Origin of the sequence: Streptomyces sp. NPDC056347, from assembly GCF_042262625.1 — a bacterium.
GTDB lineage: Bacteria > Actinomycetota > Actinomycetes > Streptomycetales > Streptomycetaceae > Streptomyces.
This window is the reverse complement of sequence record NZ_JBHJQP010000002.1, coordinates 36,892-52,282: the sequence shown is the minus strand read 5'-3', so window position 1 is coordinate 52,282 and position 15,391 is coordinate 36,892. Positions and strand designations below refer to the sequence as shown.

The window sequence follows — 15,391 nt, the reverse complement described above, 5'->3', positions numbered from 1 at the left end:
CGACAAGGCGGAGCGTAGGGGCGGGTACGTCCTGGCTACTCGTCGGAGCCGTCGGCCATGGCCGCAATCTGTCGGGCCTGCGCCTCCATCTCAGCCGCGGTGAATCCCCGGGGAACAGCGGCCTGGGTGCGGCGCAGTTCGGGCGGCGGGTCGAAGATGGCACGCTCGGCCTTGAACAGGTCCTTCTCTTCCTGCATGCCGTCGGTGATCCATGCCCACACGGAGGACACGATCCGGTGCCCAGATGCGGTGTCGGGGTCGAGGCCGCGGCGGGCGCACCAGGCGGACCAGTCCCGCCACCGCTTCTGTGCCAGGGAACACAGACGTTGCGCTGCCCACCACTCCACGCCATACAGTTCAGGCGCCAGCCCGAGCGTGATCCGGAACGCGGCGTGCCAGGTCATCGGGTCGGACGCTGCCCGGAGCCGGTCGATGACGTGCTCGCGGTCCGCCTCATCGAGGAGGCCGGGGAGAATCTGCGGCCACTGCCCGGACACGGCGATCCCGGCGAGGACCCGCCCGTCGGGCACCTGGAGGGTCAGGAGGGTGTCGTCGATGGTGATGGGCAGGGGCCCCGGCGAGGCGGGGCCGAACCTCACGACCGGGCAGCCCTGGGCGCCGCAGTCTTCTTCGCCGCAGGCCTCTTGGCCACCGTCTTCTTCGCGGTCCGCCGCTGTTCGCGGTTGCCGGTCGCCATGCCCATCTCCTCCTGGTACGCGGCGAGCTCCGGCTCGTAGTGCTCAACGAGGCGCGGCAGCAGGTCGTTGAACAGCTCGCTGATCGACACTGAGCTCTGCGCCGACCGGGCCTTGACCAGGAGCTCGTCGGCGGCGGTCTCGTCGAAGGTGTGCAGCAGCGCGCCCCGCAATTCTGCGAGCACCCCGGCGGCGTCCTCGCGTCCGGCCACGTCCTGCATGTATGAGAGCTGGAGCTGAACGGCGGACGGGTCGAAGCCGTGCGCCTGGTATCGACTGCCGTCGGACAGCTCGACGGTGACCGGCGGCAGAGCGCGCGGGTCGAATCCGGACGGCTCGGACTTGATGACGAACTCGGTGGTCATGATGTCCCCTTGTGGTGGCGGTTCTTCGCCACGACCGTAAAGGTCAGTACCGCACGGTCCCGTCGACCGGTCCCGGCGCCACGTCCCGCAGCGCCCTGAGCAGGAACGGATTCGGGCGCTGTCCCTTCACCGAGCGGGCAAAGGCACGCGGGCCGCTGCGAGGCTGCCACGACAGCACCCGGGCCCGCACCGGCCGGATCGGCTGACCAGTCGGCCCGTAGATACCGGTGCCCTCATGCACATAGGCGGCGTACTCCAGGTCCGAGTACACCTCGCCGACCACGGTGCTGCCGCGTACCGCTACCGACTCGCGGATCGACGCGCGCAGCATCCCGTTGTCGACCGGAGCGCGGCGCCTCGCCTGATTCGCCGTGGCGGTCGTGACCTCGGCGACGATCTCGCGGACCAGCTCGGCGACGGCCGCCTCGTCGACGTCTGTCGTCACCCGCACGGTCACTTCCGCCGCCTCTCCGCCGCTGCCTCGATCCGGGAGATCTCCACCTTCGCCCGCGCGAGGACCGCCGTCACCGCGACCACGCACCCGCCGAGGAGCACCCACACGAAAGCCGTCGTACCAGCCATCTATGCCTCCACCGTGATCTGTACCGTCACACCTGCACAGCCGCCCTGTGGCCCCATCGGGGTCACCGCGCCCGGCCACACCTGCACATCCGCCAGCGCGTCGCAGCACGCCACAGCCTCCCGCAGCAGCCGAGTGTCGAGGACCAGCCCCCACGCATCCGTCTCGCGCTGGTCGCATGTCGGCGCCGACTGGCCGTCCGGCGCGGTCACGGCGACGCACCGGGCAACACCCAGCTCGATGACCGTCTGCATGCGCCACGTCTGGCACCGGCGCCGCCGCTGATCCGTCACCGCCGGGTCCTGGCGTACGACCCGCACCCACGCCTGCCCATGCCCGCCCTCGCAGTCGCAGCTGCAGAAGTCCTGCGCCGGTGGGGACGCACCCCAGACCAGGCAGCACGCGCACGCCGGGCGGCCGCCGGCCGCGAGCGTCGCGCACAGGCACGCGGTCAGCCCAGACAGCACCGGCCCGAGCTGCGGATCGGCATCGGGCGGCAGGAGCACCTCGTCGGTCGGTGTCATCATCGGGGCACCCCCGGCCGATACCGCGCCGCCACAGGGGCAGGCGGCAGATCCAGGCTGAACACGGCCCCGAACTGCCGCACTTGCTTGGGGTTGACGAGCTGTACCCACGCCCACACCTGTGGCATGTGTGCCTGCAGCGTCTCCGGCCACGACCCCGGCGGCACGATCTCGTACGCCACGCCCTCGCGCGTCACCGACTTCGTACCAGTCGGCAGCGCACAGCCGCCCGAGGAGCCCGAGCACAGCTTGTCGATCTCGCACGCCAGTTGGCCGACCGCCCGCCGCCCGGCCGCCGGAACCTCCAGGCCACGCAGGTAGTGCACGGACAGGGTGCCCGGCTCGGTGTCTGGCAGCCGAAGATCCTGGCACTCTGGCCAGCACTCACCCCCGGTACGGATGAGACGCCCTCCGGTCGCCGTTCGGTGCAGCTCGTATCCGGACGGGTCGACGACCTCACCGTCTTGCAGTACCTCAAGCACCTCGTATACGGGCCCTGGCAGGTCAATCACGCACAGTGGGACGCACGAGCACCCGCTGGGACCGCAGCCGCACGGCCGGTTGAACCAGCGGCCACCGTCCAGGACGGGGCGCAGCAAGCCGCCGCCTCCGTAGGACGTCGACGGCATCGGCTCGTCGCAGCCCTTCCGGCACGGCCGCAGCACCTCCTCGCACAGCCCGTACCGGCCAGCCGTCAGCCGCCACAGCACATCCGTGGCGATCTCCGCTGCAGCCAGCTGGGCCGGAGACCAGTCCGCCGGATCCTCCGGCCAGCCGGGGCAGCACGATGTGTCGAGCGGCCACGGACCGCACGGCCCGTCGAGTACCTCATCCGGCACGGCCGGCCTCCTCCGAGCAGGGCGGGGCCGCCGCGTGGGCGGCCCCGCTTCGGCTACTTCTTCCGGGCCGCCGCGCGCAGCCCGGCACCGCCCGGCGTGAACACGGTGGTCGCGGTCTTGGACGCGTCGCCCACGGACGTGGCCGTGATGGTCTGCTCCATGGTCACCGCCGCGTCGTAGACGTGACTGCCAGCCGTGGTGCCCGCCGCGATCTCCTCGGCCGTCGACCCGTCGCCCCAGACGACCGTCACGGCGCTGTCGGCCGGGAAACCGGTCAGAGTGATGGTGGCGGTGTGCCCGGTTGCATCGCCCGCGTCCGCGACCGCGGTGACGGCCGGCGCGGGCACCGGGGCGGTCGGGGTGAACGCGGTGGTCGCGGTCTGCGTGGTGTCCTGCTCGGATGTGACCGTGATCGTCTGCTCGGTCCCTCCAGCTCCTGCCGCGTAGGTGTGGGTGGCGGCGCCTCCGCCGCCCGTGGTGGCGAGCCCGGTCTGGGCGGCGGTGCCGTCGCCCCAGTTGACCGAGACGCTGGTGGTGGCGGCCGGGAAGCCGGTCCACGCCAGGCTCGCGGTCATCGAGTCCGCGACGTCCGGCGTGGCAGTTGCTGCCGGGGTGGCCACGGGCGGGGTCGGGGTGAAGGACGCGGTCGCTGTCTTCGTCGGGTCGCTGACCGACGTCGCGGTGATGGTCTGTGCACCCTCGACACCGGTCGCGTAGGCGTGCGTCGCGGTCGTGGTCCCGGCGGGCAGCTCCTGGGCGGCCGTGCCGTCACCCCAGTTGATGCTCACCGCCCCGTCCGCAGGGAAGTTGGTGAGCGTGATCGCGGCGGTGCGGCCGGTCGTGTCCGCCGGGTCCGCGGCCGCGGTGACCTCGGGGGTCTCCTCCGGCACGGCCGGGACGAGGATCGCGGCCCGGGTGCGGTAGGTGTCGATGTCGCCGCGCCGCACCGTCACCGTGTACACAGACGGGACGCTGTACTTGTGGATGACGGCGACCGTGCCGTCCGCGCCGACGGTGACCTCCTCGGGCTCGGTGCCGTCGCCCCAGTCGATGGTCGCGGTGCCGTCCGATTGCGACGGCATTCCCACCGTCGCGGTCACCTCGTACGGGTCGTCCGGATTCTCGGCGGACAGGACCAGCGTCGGCTCGTCGGCGGGCAGCGGGATCGTGACGTCGCGGCTGGAGCAGACGACGGGGGTCTGCTTGTCGCACGCCGTGATCGTGTAGGTGCCGTCGGTGTCGTAGACGTGGGTGACCCACGCCCCGTCCGCGACCTCCTGCGGCGGGGTGCCGTCGCCAAAGTCGACCATGAGCGGGCCGAAGCCGTGGTTGTCCGCCCGGAAGCGGATCGTCTTCCGCGGGGACTCGTTGCCGATGCCGGTGATGTACAGGTCCGCCGGGTCCGGGGTCGGACGGTCGACCGGCTGGCACCCGCACTCCGGCTCGGGCGGCCGGATCGTCGTCACGAAGAAGCGCCTCGGCACCTTGGGCCCGACGGGCTTCAGCATCGGGACCGGCACACCGCCGGGCCCGGCCTGCACGTTGTACGGGCCGCGCCGCCAGCCGGAGCCGACCTTGGTACGGCCGTTGAAGGTGAACGACACCGCGTCATTCGTGATCTCCAGGTCGCCCGGGGCGCCGCCGACGACCCACGGCAGCAGCAGGTATCCCCACTGGCCCTGGGATCCGGCACCGGAGCAGGCGTCGTTAGAGGAGGAGACGTTGGTCCACAGCTCCAGGGCGTACCCGGTGTCACAGCGGAGCTCGATCGAGTCGTCCCAGCCGATCGCGTTGCCTTCGGCGTCGCGGTAGATCTCGAACGACGGGTTCATGATCTGCACGAGGTCGGGGTCGACCGCACAGAATTCGATCTCGGTCGTGTAGCCAGTGAGCTGCTCGCACCCGGCCTCGTTGATGCAGGTCTGGCCGTTGGCCTTGGTGACCGAGATCGCTTCGCCTTCCTCGGTCTCGGCACTCATGGACACGGTGACGAAGCCGTCGCTCACGACCTGGTTGCAGTCGCCGTAGACGGGGCGCCCGCAGGCGTCCAGTCGGGTTGCGCGCATCACGACGCCGCGCAGCAGGGAGGGGCACGCCATGTCAGTTCTCCTTCGACGTGGACTTGCGCCGCGCGGCATGGCGGCGAGAGGACTTGGTCGAGCCGTCGTCGGACTCGGCGGGAGCGAGCGGGGGTTCGGGGACGGGGGCGGCGTGCGCGGGGACCACCAGCCCGGCACGCTCGCCACCCGTCACCACCTGCACCCCGGCCCGCACCTCGGGTGACAGGTCAGGCAGGACGCGGCACACGAGCTGACGCAGCGTCTCGCCTGGCTCTGGGAAAACTACTTCGGCCATCAGGCACCGGCCGGGGGAGCGACGGTGACGAGGACGGCCGCGATGTAGCAGTCGTGGTCGAGCGCGTAGGTGCGCTCGGCGATCGCCACGAGGCTGTTGGTCGGAGGCTCGAACGCCTCATGCGCGAACGGCTGGCTACGCCTCGCTGTGACCGTCCCGGTGGCGTACAGCCAGAACTGGCCGGCAGCCGGGGCCGGATCGGCGGGCGCGGCCGGATCGTCGTAGTAGCCGCCGCCGAACGCGACCCTGGACTCCAGCTCGGTACGCAGCACGGGCCCCTGCTGGGACACGAGCCGCGCCTCGGTGAAGAACGGCTGCGCCCAACGCGGCGCGTGGAGCGTGGGCTGCCCCGCGTAGTACAGGGCGGCATCGGCCTCCAGCGCGCCGAGCGCCGTCAGCAGCGGCACCGCCGTGGTGCCGAGCGGCAGTCGCGGAGTCTCGCCCGCGAGCTGGAGCGAGAACGCCCGCTCGACCTCGCGGCTCTCGATGATCCGCAGGCGGCGCAGGGCCCGGTCCTGCGCCGCCGCGAAACCGACCGGCGAGCACTCGGCCCGGGTGTAGACGGTGAATGGGCCGCCGCCCTCGACCCACGTCATGCCCTCGACGAGCGGCTTGTCATGAGAGGTGCCGCCGCCATCGACGGGCACCGGGCACGATCCCTCGACGCGGCCGCCTTGGGCGCATGCGTCGGTCTCGTACTCGACGCCGCCCATCTGCCAGCGGCCGTCCTCGGTGACGACTTGGGCGACCGAGAGCAGGCCGTAGGTGTAGGGCTCGATCGGAGGCGCGTCGACTTCCACGCGCCCCGGGACAGGGGTACTCAACTGCGCCTCCGCGAAACGATGGGGAGGCAGCCCGGAGCGTCAACGCCACCGTGGGGGGACGGGCCGGCGGACGCTCCGGGCTACCGGATCAGGGGGTCGGGGCTGCGCAGGTCGTGGTCTGCAGACCACCGCTGAGCCCGTTCGGGCAGAGCGGGATTGTCACGACGTACGAGACGCCGCACCGCATGCACACCTGGAGGCCCTCCTCGGTGAAGAGGCTCGTGTACATGTTCTGCGTGAGCGACGCGTGGTCGTAGATGCCGTCGAGGCTGATGACGTCCGCCTGGAGCTGGAAGAAGCTGCCCGCCCGGTAGAGCAGGATCTTGACCTCGCCCGGCCACACGGTCGGCACGGTCGTGCCGCCGAACCCAGCTGCGTCCTGCTCGGCATAGGCGTCCTGCCAGTCGTACACCCACTGCGGGTTCACGCCAATGCTGCGGAGGTAGCCGTCGATGTCGCCGTCCGCGACAGTCCACCGGCCCTCGATCGCCTGCTTCTTCCGCAGGTCGCTCTTGAGGATGCCGCGCAGCCAGTACGGGGCGAGCATCTCCAGCGTCGCCGACTGCGACAGGCGCTCCCGGTACCGCTGGTACTGGACCTGGAGCTCCAGCATCGACAGTACCGACTCGATCAGGCCCGGACCGTGCGGGTCGGAGACCGCCGCCTGCGGGTTCGGGGCACCCGGCGCGGGCATCGCGATCGGAGTGCTCAAGGCCTCCATCTTCGCGATCTTCCACGCGTTGAGCTTGTGCGCGTGGATCGCGAGGACGCCCTCGGTGAACTGCGCGACCCTCTCAGGCCACCCGCGCTCGGTGAGGATCGGGGTCCGCAGGCACACGCCGTCGACATCGAGGCGGCACTCGATGAAGTCGTCCGGGCACGGCACTTCCATGCACGGCTTCTCGGTGCCCGCGATCGCCTCAGCCTCGGTCTGGTGGAACCCGACGGTGTCCCAGGCGCCGAAGATCGCGGCCCAGTCGAAGTCCGCCGGGTAGCGCACGCCTCCGCGACGGGCGGTCACGGAGGGGAGGTTGACCATGCCCTCCTGGGTGATCCGCATGTCGCACAGGTCGTACAGCGTCTCGGACGGCGCGCACCAGCCACCCGCCGCGACGAGCGACCCACCGGAGAGCTTGGTCTCGTCGGTGGCCCGCTTGATGACCTCGTCAGCGTCACGGTCGTCGCGGATCGTGAACTCCGCCGGGGTGCTCCGCTTGATGCGGGCGACACCGACACGCTGCCGGCCACCACCCCGCCCACCACCGGACGAGATCAGCGGCATCATCCGCTGTTCCCACGCCTGCCCGAAGTCGGCGAGCCCGTTGAGCTGCTGGCCCTGGGAGAAGCCAGGGACGTCGGCGGCGGCGACGAGGGTGAAGGTTTCCCGGTCGCCGGAGATCGCGGCCGGGGCCTGGGTGTTGTTCAGGCCGAGCGGTACACGCGGCCGGGCCGAAGCCGCGATCGGCTCAGCCACCGGGGCCACCTCGGCCGGCGTCGGGGCCTCCACCGCGACGGGAGCCACGACCGGCTCGGTGACTACGGGCTCGGCCACCGGCTCGGCGGCCGGCGGGCGGAGAGCGTTAAGGCGGTCGCCGAGCTCCGCCGCGCGGGCGGTGCGCTGCTCGGCGGCGGTCTGGTGCGCGGAGATGCCCTCGCCGATCGTGGCCAGGGTCTCCAGTACGGCGACGGCCTCGTCGTCGGTCGGGGCGTCACTGGCGGTGGCGGCGTCGAAGCGGGCCAGGACATCGGCCTGCACCGCGCTCGGGTCGAAGTCGGTGCCGGCGTCGGTGATCGCCTGGCGGACGATGTCCGCGTGCTGGTCGCCGGGGGCCTCGCCGAGCTTGGCGAGGAGGTCATCGAGGAAGCTCAAGGCTCCGTCCCTCCTGGGTCGGTTCAGTGAGCGTCCGGTCCACTAACCAGCGACGCGTGTGGGTGGTGAGGCTAAGTGCGTGTACGGCTAGGCCGTCTTGGTGCTGGGCTGGATCGGTGCCCCGGTCCGGGCGTCGACCTGCTGGATCACGCCACCACGGGCGTTCAGAGCGATCTCCGCGCGGTCCTGGGTGGGGTAGTCGACCCGGCCGCCGTACTGGTCGGTGTGCCGCCACACGACGCCCGCAGCTCTGCCGGTGGCCCGGCCGCCGGAGCGCCCTCCGCAGCTGCCACATGCCATGGTGTTCTCCTTCGGGTTGGTGGTGCCTTGACGGTAGGGGCGGGTACGAGGCGGTCAGCTGGCGCGGGATTCGGCGCGCTTCGCTTCCCACTCACCGAGAGCTGCACATGCCTTCGCCTGGGTGTCGGCCTTCACGTCGCCGCCGCCGCGGCACCATTCCTTGGTCCGGTTGACGGCCGTGGCGATGGCCCTGCTCTCCGCATATCCGTGGTCGCGGATCAGTGCGTCTGCGATCTCCCGGATGTACGGCGGGAGATGACCGGTGCCGGTCTGCTCGATCCAGTTCTCCGCGAACCTCGCGCGCGGTCCCTGGAGTCGACGACTGGCTGCCTGGACTCGTAGGGAGCGCACCCGGGCGGCAGCCGCACCCGCCCGGGTGCGCCGGTCCTGCTCGGCGAGCACCGCATCGGCCAGCACTGCCACGTCCACCTGGGCAAGCACGGGCGGCACAGCCCCGGCCGCGACGAGCGCGTAGTCACCCTGCTCGGTACGACGAGCCTGCGGGACCGGGAAACCCTCGGTGTTCACCGCGAGCGCGGCCACCAGCTCCAGGCCGCCGCCCTCCTGCCGCCAGTCCCCGCTGAACCGGGACAGCGACAGACGGAGCCGCTGCTCCGCCGTAAGGTCCGGGAGCACGGCCCCGGCCAGCCAGATCCCGCGCGAGTCCTCGCCCGCGCGCACGACCGCGGCCATGGTGCCGGTGTCGTCGTAGTGCGAGGCCGCGGCCTTCCGGTCGAGGCCAAGTGCGGCGTGCCCCGTGCCCATGGTGATCAGGCCGACATCGACGAGGCCCTCACTCGTCGAGACGGGCCGGGTGTTGAAGAGGCCGTACTTCGAGCGCGATCGCGGCGGGGTGATCGAGCGGCCCGGGTACGAGCGGTGGCTGACGCCCCACGCCGCGAGGTACCCGCGGACACGGCCGTCGTCGTCCACGGTGACCGGCTGGAGATCGGCCAGGTCGGGCGACCGGAACCACTCGGTGCGCGGGAGCCAGCCGTCGTGCCGGAACGCGGCGGCGACAACCACCTCCTCCTCGACCGCGTCCGCGTCCGCTGCCGGTCCGTCGCCAGCCTCGTTCGCGGGTACGGCGCCGTCCTCATCGCAGGCAGCGGGCACCCACGTGCCGGTCTCGTCGTCCAGGCGGACGCAGGCCGACGGCTCTTCCTCCTCTTCGCTGTCCGGTTCCTCCGGCATCTCCTCGTCGTCGACCGCGAGCGCGGCAGCGGCCATGCTGATCTGGGCTTCGGGGAAAGCGGGGTGGGCGAGCAGCGAGGCGCCCATGATGCGCCACCGGGTGTACAGCTCCCCGGCGTCCATGCTGTCCTCGGCCAGGTCGCAGTCGTCGACGATCTGCCCGTCGTCACCGACGCACACGACACGGCCGTCGACGCGGTCGACGTCGGCGGAGACGAAGCGGAGGAAGCCGCGCTCGATCTTCCGGGCGAGTGCGGCGCCTTGCGGGTCGTCGAGGTCGATCCGGCCGCGGCCCATGACTCGGTGCTCGTCCTGCCAGACCTCGTCGAGGGTCATCAGGCCGACCGTGGCCCCGTCGTGCCCGGGGCCAGTGACGTACTGGACGGTAACCGGGAGTGGCAGGGGGCGCACGTCGACCTCTGCGCCGTCGGCGAGCGCGAGCATCCGCTGATCCGCGCTCCACTCATTCACGAGGGCGATCGTGCCGGTCCAGGTGCCGTCGTCCGCGACGGCCACGGTCGCCGGATCAGCAGCAGCGATGAGAGATGACGTCCAAGGGATGAGCACGATGGATCTCCTACTCGGGGGCGGGGCTCAAGGTCATCGAGCAGCGGCAGTTCGCGATGGTGCCGAAGCTCTTGGCGCGGGGATCGCCGGGGAACTGGATCCGATCCGCCCCTACCCGGAACGGCTCGCCCAGAGGCCGGGCTTGCCCGTCAGCCGTGCGATGTTCCGCGCGGGTCCGGTCGTCGGACGTCGCCAACCACGTCTTCACCCACGGCCGACGGGTACGAGCCTGCTCGTCGAGCGCGGCCCCCATCGACCCGCTGTTCAGCGCGCCGATCGTCTCGGTGCGGGTCATCGTCACGGCGGCACCGTCCCAGCCCTCCAGCGTCGCCAGCTCAGCAACACGAGCCCGGAGTGCGGCCGGTGACTCGCCGCGGGCGATGCCGTCCCGCCACGTCTCCCGCATCCGGGACCACACCCGGCGCGGGAACTGCCGCAGCCGCTCGGCCAGCTGATCGGCCTCGTCGTCGGCGCGCGCGTCACCGGCCCCGTCCGGGGCATCCGGGGCAGTGCGCCGGTACGACCGGCCGAAGACCCGCCGCCACGCCGGGGCGATCCGGCGGCCCACGATCCGCCGCCACAGGCTGTCGTCCGGGAACCCGTCCCAGTCCGGCTCGCCATCGTCCGGCGCCGCAGCAGCAGTGACCGCACCGTCGAGGCCGAGCCCGAACCGTACCGCGGAGAGGTACTCGGCGACCGCCGCGCGCACTGCCGGCCTCACGTCCGCTTCGGCGGCCGCGACCTGCGCCCGGTTGTGCATGCGCGCAGCAAGCCACGGATCCGCCATCAGGCCGCCGCCCGGTCACGGCTGGCCGAGGCCAGATGCCCAGCGAGGAGGCCGCGCTCGTGCGCGATCCCGGTGAGCAGCAGCCGCCGCACGTACAGGTCGACCGCCGCGTGCAGGCCGGTCTCGCCCGGGGTGGCCGCGTGGAAGTCGCGGTACGCCCCGTCGAGCATCTGGGCCAGGTCTGCCTGGTCGGGGACCAGGTGCATGTGCACTTCGTGGACTGGTACCTGGGAGAGCTCTCCGCGCCGGGATCGGCCCGACCGACTGAGCAGCCAGTTCCCGGCCCGTGCGAGGGCGCGGCGTGCGGCGAGGTCGAGGCAGGCCATCCGCCATCCGTCGTCCAGCACGGCGGACGCGGTCAGCTCCGGCGGCCCCGGCCGTGCCGTCTCCCCGCTGGTGACGGCCGCTGGCGGGGAAGGCGCGGCGGGGAGTGCCGCAGATGGTGCACTGGCATCGACAGCGGATTCCGGGTCGTCGACCACTGCGTCGGCGATCGCCTCGGCGGCTTCGGTCTCGGGGATGCTGATCCCGAGGAACGGCAGCAGCGACGGCGCGAGGGTCGGTGCGGCCTGGACGATCTGCTGGACCAGGGCGCGGTTCCGTTCCTCGTCGGTGGGGGCGTCCTCGTCGGAGAATCCGAGCTCCCTGCGGGTCGGGGACGCGCCGATAAGCCCCTTCCCGAATGCCTCCAGGGCCTCGGGGCCGCGGTTCGGGCGCTGCTTGAGATCCGTGGTGTCGTACCAGCACGCCCATGCCTCGGGGTCGGGGACGCCGAGGGCTTCCCAGGCGGGCCGGAAGTACCGGTCGGTGAGTGCCTCGGCGATCAGGCCGAGCTTCGGTTCCAGGTGCAGCTTGATCGAGTCGTCGCTGATCAGCCACGCGTTCCAGTGATTCGTGTCCGCGAGCCCGGTGAGCACCTCGGGCGGCATGTCCAGGCCGATCGCGATGCGTTTGATCGCAGCCTCGCGCAGCGGGAGAAGGTTCGAGTCCAGCTCCGTCGCGAAGCTGTGCCACTCAAATTTGTCCTTCACGCTTCCGGGGACGCGCAGCAGCAGCGGGACCAGCGCGGACGCGGAGTCGCGGTCTCGTAGAGAGGCAGCCATCGCCTCGATGAGCGCGGCTGTCACCGGGTCGGAGTGGACGGGGTTCGCGCCGTCCGTCTGCTGTGGGGCTGCGGGTGCCACGTCGTCGGACATCACGCCCATGCCAGCGCCAGCGAGCCTCGAATCGACGGTGGCCAACACGTGCGAGGTGAGCCCCCGCAGCTCTCTGAGCGGGTCTTGGAGCCCGTTCAGTGGGGAGTCGGGGAGGTACGCGTACTCGTCATCGGGGCGCCACAGCCGGATCAGGGTGCAGTCGTCGAGCGACAGCTCGACCCGGGCGCTCTGCGATTCGGGGAGCTGGACTCGGATTGTGCCGCCGCCGCCCGTGCTGGTGATCTCGGACGGGGAGCAGACCAGCCACCGCCGGTCGCCGCTCGCCGGGTCGTCGAAGCCGACCAGGTAGGACTCGCCGGGGATGTCGAGGTGGACGCTGAAGCGGCGCAGCATCTCCGACTGGCCGAGCTGCCCGCCCGCCAGTTCCTCCAGCGGGGCGAGGAGCTGGGCGACGAGGTCGGGGCTGAGGTCGTCGGCCTGGGCGTCGACGGGTGTCGGTCGGCTGCTGCCGTCGGGGTCGATGCGGCCGATGTACAGGCGCGCCCGTGAGCACCCGTTCGCAGCCCACCGGACGCCAGACTTCAGCTCGCTGACGGTCCGGTAGAAGTCCCAGCCCTGGGTCTGCCACTCCTGGCCCTTCCCGACGACGCTTCGGACCTGGTCGCGGGTGATGATCGCGGCGGACGCCAGCACGGTGCCGCCCGCTGTCGGGCCGCCGGGCTTGTCACGCTTGTGGAGCTTCCACCAGGCCACGGGGTCCTCCTATCGGCGCTGGTCGCGGACGGCCATCGCGACGGCCACCGGGTCGAGGACGATGTGCCGGGGCGGGGGAGGGGAGTCCAGCCACGACGCGGCCAGCGCGACGACGTGCGAGGCGGTGAGCGCCGCGACGACGTACACGTACGGGACTGTGCCGCTCCACGCCCAGTGCGCCACCGCCGCAGCAGCCGACACCCAGATGCTCGTGCACCACGAGCAGGAGATCAGGTCCGCGAGCCACGCGAAGAACTTCCGCCCGGCGCGCTTGTCGACCGCCGCCCGGACAGGTTGGAACAGCACGTCGTCGACGATGAACCGCGTGACGCGGGCGATCGCGCCGAGCGTGAGGAGAGCGATGATCACGGTGTGGGCCACGCGCCGACGGTAGGGGCGGGTACGGCCTGGGTCAGCGCCCGTAGCCGCCGCGGCCGATGCTGATCGCCCCGAGACCGCCCCGCGCCTGCCCGGCCTGCGACAGGGACACGGCCGCCGGGCTGCTGATGACGTCCGCCGTCACCGGGTGCGCGAACGCGAGAAGCAGCGCGTCAGCGTTGTCCGGCGACCGCCCCAGCCGCTTGATGACCTCCTCCTTCTTCTCCACCCGGATCCGGCCCCGCGGGTCGACATCCCAGCGCGGTTCTAGGAGCTGGGCGACGGTGGTATCGGCGTTCTCCATCCCGGACAGGTCCCACCCGTGCTCGGCCGACGCGTTCCGCCCGATCTCCCACCACAGCTCGGCGCGCAGGTTGATGTACTTGTCCGGCCGGGATGACGCTGTGGCGACGTTCACGGCGCGGATCGCCGCCGTGTGTTCGCCGCGGGTCGCCGCGTTCCGAAGCTCGCCGATCACGCCGAAGCCCACGCCGATGCTGTCGACCTTCACTGCGGTCGCGCCGGTCTCCCGGATCGCGGCGATCACCATCGGGGCGATCTGCTCGGGCCGGTCCGTACGCGCCCGCCACTCCCGCCCGGCTTGCCGGCCCCGGCGCTCGCGGATGACGGTCTCGTCGGAGCCGCCGCCGACGTCAACGCCAAGTTCGACGGGGAGCAGCAGGTTGGGAGTGGGCGGGGTGTCGGGGGCGATGCGGCAGGCTGCGATGTCGGAGGCGCGGACGATCTGGTTCGGGGAGTCGTCGGAGAACTGTCCGAGCACCTTCGACTTGTAGAGCGGGTTGTCCTCGCCCCACTCGCGTCGCTTCTCCTCTACCCATGCCTCGCCCACGAGGGCCGTGGCCATTTCCTCCGGCACCCGCTCGCCGGTCAAGTTCGGGGAGTCGAAGGCGCTGATGCCCATCACGTGCCAGGACGAGCCGGGCGCGCACACCTTCCGGAAGTGGCTCGCCGGGTTGTCGGGGTTGCCGATCGCGAGGATCCGGCAGTCCGGCCCGGTTGTCAGCGCGTCCGCAGCGGTCCACAGCTGCTCGGGGACGCCGCACGCCTCGTCGATGATGACGAGGACGTACCGGGCATGGATGCCCTGGAACCCGGACTCGTCCTGGTCGGCCGGCTTCCGCCCGTAGCCTACGAGTTCGTCCTCGATGAGCCACTCGGTTTGGTTGACGCGGCCGGGCAGGTCGGCAACCTTGTGGTGCTTGCGGATGTACCGCCACAGGATCGCCCGCACCTGCGCAAAGGTCGGCGCGGTGGAGACGACGAACGCGGTGCCGGGCGGGTGGGTGTCCAGCCACCAGCACGCTGCGAGCGCCGCCGTCCAGCTCTTGCCGACACCGTGCCCGGACCGTACCGCGGTCCGCCGGTGGTCCCGGACGGACTCCAGCACCTGCCCCTGCTTCGACCACACCACCTGACCGAGCCGTGACTCCACCCACCCGACCGGGTCGGCCGAGTACCGGGCCGCACGCTGCTCAACCGCCCGCCGGTCCGCCGCAGTTTTCAGCTGGTCCCGGACACGGCGGAGCGCCTGGACGTCCCCGGCGCGCACGAGTTGCTCAATCTGCCGGCGGACATCGTCAGCCGTCGCTGTCGCCATCTGCCGTGATGGTGTCGAGGAGGCCGGTGATCTCGGCGCCGAGCTGCTCGGCGTCCACGCTCACGCGGGCCGGGGCATCGAGGCCGAACAGCTTGCGGTACGACTCGCGTAGCGACCTGAGTTCGCGGATCGCGGCGAGCCGCGGCCCGTCGTCGATGACGGGCTCCTCGTCAGGGCCGAGGATGAGTCGGCCGCCCGAGTGCGCGTAGTGGGTGCGCTCCAGCACGGTGAGAGCTTCCTCGTACAGGCCGTCGAGGCGGCCGGCTTCGCGGTCGCGGAGGGCTTCGGCGTCGGGGGCGACGATGGCGCGGAGTGCGCGGCCGACGGCGTCGTGCGCGGCGGACTTGGAGGCGAAACCCAACTCGTCGGCGATCTGCCGGAACGTGAGCCCTTGGGCGCGGAGCCGGCAGGCGGCGGCGTCTCGCTCGGCGGTCTCAGGTCGCCGTACCCAGCGCGCGTACCCCGCGCGCGGCCTGTTCTGCCCTTTGAGGTCGTCCATGTCCCTGGCCCCTCCCTTCGTCGTGGGAAGGGTAGAGGCGGGTACGGGAAGGCCCCGCCTGGTCGCAACAGGCGGGGCCTTGGTCC

Annotated in this window: 17 protein-coding genes; all 17 read right to left on the bottom strand. The window is 71.6% G+C overall.

The features are described 5' to 3' along the window. Positions 1-35: 35 nt before the first annotated feature. The 17 genes from ACFCV8_RS01030 to ACFCV8_RS00950 all read right to left on the bottom strand — a co-directional run bounded on the left by ACFCV8_RS01030 (position 36) and on the right by ACFCV8_RS00950 (position 15,305). Positions 36-599 (bottom strand): hypothetical protein, encoded by a 564-nt coding sequence (locus ACFCV8_RS01030; protein WP_376683111.1) that lies wholly within the window; start codon positions 597-599, stop codon positions 36-38. Next, positions 596-1,060, bottom strand: a complete 465-nt coding sequence (locus tag ACFCV8_RS01025) for a hypothetical protein (protein WP_376683110.1) — start codon at positions 1,058-1,060, stop codon at positions 596-598. Before ACFCV8_RS01025 ends, ACFCV8_RS01030 begins: the two co-directional genes overlap by 4 nt. Positions 1,061-1,103: 43 nt before the next feature. After that, positions 1,104-1,511, bottom strand: a complete 408-nt coding sequence (locus ACFCV8_RS01020; RefSeq protein ID WP_376683109.1) for an HK97 gp10 family phage protein — start codon at positions 1,509-1,511, stop codon at positions 1,104-1,106. 2 nt (positions 1,512-1,513) lie between these two features. Continuing rightward, a complete protein-coding gene (locus tag ACFCV8_RS01015) occupies positions 1,514-1,642 on the bottom strand; it encodes a hypothetical protein (protein WP_329821191.1) in 129 nt (42 codons plus the stop codon). Further along, positions 1,643-2,167, bottom strand: coding sequence for a hypothetical protein (locus ACFCV8_RS01010; protein WP_376683108.1), 525 nt, complete (start codon positions 2,165-2,167; stop codon positions 1,643-1,645). It lies immediately after the preceding gene. Continuing rightward, complete coding sequence (locus ACFCV8_RS01005; RefSeq protein ID WP_376683107.1) at positions 2,164-3,003, bottom strand: hypothetical protein; 840 nt, start codon at positions 3,001-3,003, stop codon at positions 2,164-2,166. The genes ACFCV8_RS01010 and ACFCV8_RS01005 overlap by 4 nt, the downstream gene beginning before the upstream one ends. A 53-nt stretch (positions 3,004-3,056) precedes the next feature. Continuing rightward, on the bottom strand, positions 3,057-5,102 hold the full coding sequence (locus ACFCV8_RS01000; RefSeq protein ID WP_376683106.1) for a hypothetical protein: 2,046 nt from the start codon (positions 5,100-5,102) through the stop codon (positions 3,057-3,059). A gap of 1 nt (position 5,103) precedes the next feature. Next, positions 5,104-5,358 carry a hypothetical protein gene (locus tag ACFCV8_RS00995; protein WP_376683105.1) on the bottom strand — a complete coding sequence of 85 codons (255 nt, stop codon included), beginning with the start codon at positions 5,356-5,358 and terminating at the stop codon, positions 5,104-5,106. Next, a complete protein-coding gene (locus tag ACFCV8_RS00990) occupies positions 5,358-6,182 on the bottom strand; it encodes a hypothetical protein (protein WP_376683104.1) in 825 nt (274 codons plus the stop codon). Before ACFCV8_RS00990 ends, ACFCV8_RS00995 begins: the two co-directional genes overlap by 1 nt. Before the next feature lie 88 nt (positions 6,183-6,270). After that, positions 6,271-8,052, bottom strand: a complete 1,782-nt coding sequence (locus ACFCV8_RS00985; RefSeq protein ID WP_376683103.1) for a major capsid protein — start codon at positions 8,050-8,052, stop codon at positions 6,271-6,273. Between the two features lie 87 nt (positions 8,053-8,139). After that, positions 8,140-8,352, bottom strand: a complete 213-nt coding sequence (locus ACFCV8_RS00980; RefSeq protein ID WP_376683102.1) for a hypothetical protein — start codon at positions 8,350-8,352, stop codon at positions 8,140-8,142. Positions 8,353-8,406: 54 nt separating this feature from the next. Further along, positions 8,407-10,113, bottom strand: coding sequence for a hypothetical protein (locus tag ACFCV8_RS00975; protein ID WP_376683101.1), 1,707 nt, complete (start codon positions 10,111-10,113; stop codon positions 8,407-8,409). Between the two features lie 10 nt (positions 10,114-10,123). Further along, complete coding sequence (locus ACFCV8_RS00970; protein WP_376683100.1) at positions 10,124-10,873, bottom strand: phage minor head protein; 750 nt, start codon at positions 10,871-10,873, stop codon at positions 10,124-10,126. Positions 10,874-10,899: 26 nt separating this feature from the next. After that, complete coding sequence (locus ACFCV8_RS00965) at positions 10,900-12,810, bottom strand: hypothetical protein (protein ID WP_376683099.1); 1,911 nt, start codon at positions 12,808-12,810, stop codon at positions 10,900-10,902. A gap of 9 nt (positions 12,811-12,819) precedes the next feature. Next, positions 12,820-13,191: a DUF1360 domain-containing protein gene (locus ACFCV8_RS00960; RefSeq protein ID WP_376683098.1), complete on the bottom strand. Its 372-nt coding sequence runs from the start codon at positions 13,189-13,191 to the stop codon at positions 12,820-12,822. Between the two features lie 31 nt (positions 13,192-13,222). After that, positions 13,223-14,806, bottom strand: a complete 1,584-nt coding sequence (locus ACFCV8_RS00955; RefSeq protein WP_376683097.1) for a hypothetical protein — start codon at positions 14,804-14,806, stop codon at positions 13,223-13,225. After that, positions 14,787-15,305: a hypothetical protein gene (locus ACFCV8_RS00950; protein WP_376683096.1), complete on the bottom strand. Its 519-nt coding sequence runs from the start codon at positions 15,303-15,305 to the stop codon at positions 14,787-14,789. The genes ACFCV8_RS00955 and ACFCV8_RS00950 overlap by 20 nt, the downstream gene beginning before the upstream one ends. Positions 15,306-15,391 lie beyond the last annotated feature (86 nt).

Coding starts and splice junctions, on each gene's coding strand:
- ACFCV8_RS01025 (WP_376683110.1), bottom strand. CDS start 1,060: ATGACCACCGAGTTCGTCATCAAGTCCGAGCCGTCCGGATTCGACCCG.
- ACFCV8_RS01015 (WP_329821191.1), bottom strand. CDS start 1,642: ATGGCTGGTACGACGGCTTTCGTGTGGGTGCTCCTCGGCGGGTGCGTG.
- ACFCV8_RS01010 (WP_376683108.1), bottom strand. CDS start 2,167: ATGATGACACCGACCGACGAGGTGCTCCTGCCGCCCGATGCCGATCCG.
- ACFCV8_RS01000 (WP_376683106.1), bottom strand. CDS start 5,102: ATGGCGTGCCCCTCCCTGCTGCGCGGCGTCGTGATGCGCGCAACCCGA.
- ACFCV8_RS00995 (WP_376683105.1), bottom strand. CDS start 5,358: ATGGCCGAAGTAGTTTTCCCAGAGCCAGGCGAGACGCTGCGTCAGCTC.
- ACFCV8_RS00980 (WP_376683102.1), bottom strand. CDS start 8,352: ATGGCATGTGGCAGCTGCGGAGGGCGCTCCGGCGGCCGGGCCACCGGC.
- ACFCV8_RS00970 (WP_376683100.1), bottom strand. CDS start 10,873: ATGCACAACCGGGCGCAGGTCGCGGCCGCCGAAGCGGACGTGAGGCCG.
- ACFCV8_RS00955 (WP_376683097.1), bottom strand. CDS start 14,806: ATGGCGACAGCGACGGCTGACGATGTCCGCCGGCAGATTGAGCAACTC.
- ACFCV8_RS00950 (WP_376683096.1), bottom strand. CDS start 15,305: ATGGACGACCTCAAAGGGCAGAACAGGCCGCGCGCGGGGTACGCGCGC.